The organism is Bradyrhizobium sp. (assembly GCF_016462955.1).
Classification (GTDB): Bacteria; Pseudomonadota; Alphaproteobacteria; order Rhizobiales; family Xanthobacteraceae; genus Bradyrhizobium.
Genome location: NZ_JAEMSD010000822.1, coordinates 1 through 1,916 on the forward strand (window position 1 = coordinate 1; position 1,916 = coordinate 1,916).

3 protein-coding genes and 1 pseudogene are annotated in these 1,916 nt (G+C 64.4%); all 4 read left to right on the forward strand.

What is annotated here, in order from left to right; all coding sequences use genetic code 11:
- Nucleotides 1-392: pyridoxamine 5'-phosphate oxidase family protein (locus JHD07_RS38815; protein WP_291631842.1), on the forward strand; the 392-nt coding region annotated here is incomplete at its 5' end.
- A 95-nt stretch (nt 393-487) separates the two neighbouring features.
- The gene (locus JHD07_RS38820) at nt 488-847 is read left to right on the forward strand and encodes a cytochrome c (RefSeq protein WP_291631844.1); all 360 of its coding nucleotides are present in this window, start codon (nt 488-490) and stop codon (nt 845-847) included.
- Nucleotides 848-1,302: 455 nt separating this feature from the next.
- Nucleotides 1,303-1,707, forward strand: coding sequence for a VOC family protein (locus tag JHD07_RS38825; protein WP_291631845.1), 405 nt, complete (start codon nt 1,303-1,305; stop codon nt 1,705-1,707).
- Between the two features lie 45 nt (nt 1,708-1,752).
- A pseudogene (locus JHD07_RS38830) lies at nt 1,753-1,916 on the forward strand (cell envelope biogenesis protein TolA); the annotation flags it as partial.

Genomic DNA, 1,916 nt, shown 5'->3' on the forward strand with positions numbered 1-1,916 from the left:
TTGCGACGCTTCGCGCCGATGGCTGGCCGCAGGTGACGACCGTCGGCTATGCGAACGAAGGCTTCACGATCTACTTCCTCTGCGGCATCGACAGCCAGAAGGCGCAGAACCTGGCCGCCGACGACCGCGTGTCGCTTGCGATCGACGACGACCCGGCGGAGGTGATGGAGATCGTCGGCCTGTCCATGGCGGCGCGGGCGGCGGCCGTGACCGACCCGGCCGAAGCCGAGAAGGCAATCGCGCTGGTGATGGCGCGCTATCCCGAGCAGAAGGCGCTCGGCCTTCCCACGCCAAATCCTTCCGAGGTGCGGCTGATCCGCCTCACGCCGACGGTGATCTCGCTGCTCGATTACTCCAAGGGATTCGGCCACACCGATCTCGTGACGTGCTGAGCAAGCGGGCTGCGAGTTCGCTTGACGCAGATCAAGCGGGCCGAGCCGTGCAAATCTAGGCTGGTTTCGACGGGGCAATCGGTGAGGTCTTGGCGATGTCGCACAATGTTCGAATTTCCATCGGCATCGTCATCCTGATCGCCTTGTCGATCCTGTTTCTGTTCGGCGTCGTCCACACCGCAGCCGCGGCCTCCAGGTCCGGCTCGCGCGCGGTCGCCGAGGGACATCGCCTGGCACAGGCGTGGTGCCAGTCGTGTCACGCGATCGAGCCGCGCAGGGACGGCTTCTTCGACGAAGCGCCGAGCTTTCAATCCATCGCCGACCGCAAGGGCACCACCGCGCTCTCGCTCAAGGTGTTCTGGCGCACCAGCCACCAGAACATGCCGAACCTCGTGATCTCGCCGGAACAGGCCGAGGTGCTCTCGGCCTATATCCTGAGCCTGAGAAGGAATTGAGGACCTCGTCAAACAAAGTTTGCGAAACAACCCCATGCACAGTAGCCATCTCTTTGAAATCGCTCGGGGATTGATTTAGAGTCGGAAAAACCGAATACGATTTGCGGCGTCGGGCAAAACAAGGGCATGATGGCAGGGTGGCGCTCGTGCGATGGCGAGGGCTTTGCGCGGAGCCGATGAGCGCAGGGCAATCGCATTTTGCTACTTGAAAGAACGGAGCGCGCGCCTCGTCCTTCGAGACGACCGCTTCGCGGTCCCTCAGGAATGAGGCTAAGCGGCACCGGCCCCTGCTACAAAAGCTGCCTCATACTCCGCCCTCATCCTGAGTGCCCGCCGGAGGCGGGCGTCTCGAAGGATGCGCCGCAGGGCCGACGCCATCATATGCGATTGCCCTGCGGATGGAATGCGGCCGAGATCCGGGCTACGGTCGCTCCGTAACTTGCCGCGAGCCCCTCATGACCTTTCTCCTCAACATCGACGTCCCCGACGTCGCGAAAGCCACGACCTTCTACACGGAGGCCTTTGGCCTGACGGTCGGCCGCCGCTTCGGCACCGATTTCGTCGAGCTCAATGGCTGGCCTGCGCCGGTGTATCTCCTGACCAAGCAGGCGGGCACGATCGGTGCCGGCGGCGATCGCCGCCGCTATGAGCGGCACTGGACACCGATGCATATCGACGTCGTCGTCGACGATGTCGACGCGGCCGTGGCGCGTGCGGTCGGCGCGGGCGCGATCCTGGAGGCGCCTGCGCGCGATGCCCCCTATGGGCGGATCGCGATGCTGGCCGATCCGTTCGGGCACGGATTCTGCCTGCTCGCGTTCAGCGCGCAGGGCTATGATGCGCTGCTTGGACGCCCGTAATCCCGGCGTCATCGCTGCCGGAGAGCGAGCGACGATCGAGGCGAGATGGCGAAGACATCGAAACGAAAACTGAAGACCTACCAGACCTCTCTCGGCTTCTACGACCAGGCCATCGCCGCGCCCTCGATGAAGGCGGCGCTCGAGGCCTGGGGCGCCAGTTCCAATCTGTTCCACCAGGGCATCGCCCGGGAGACCGACGACCCCGACAT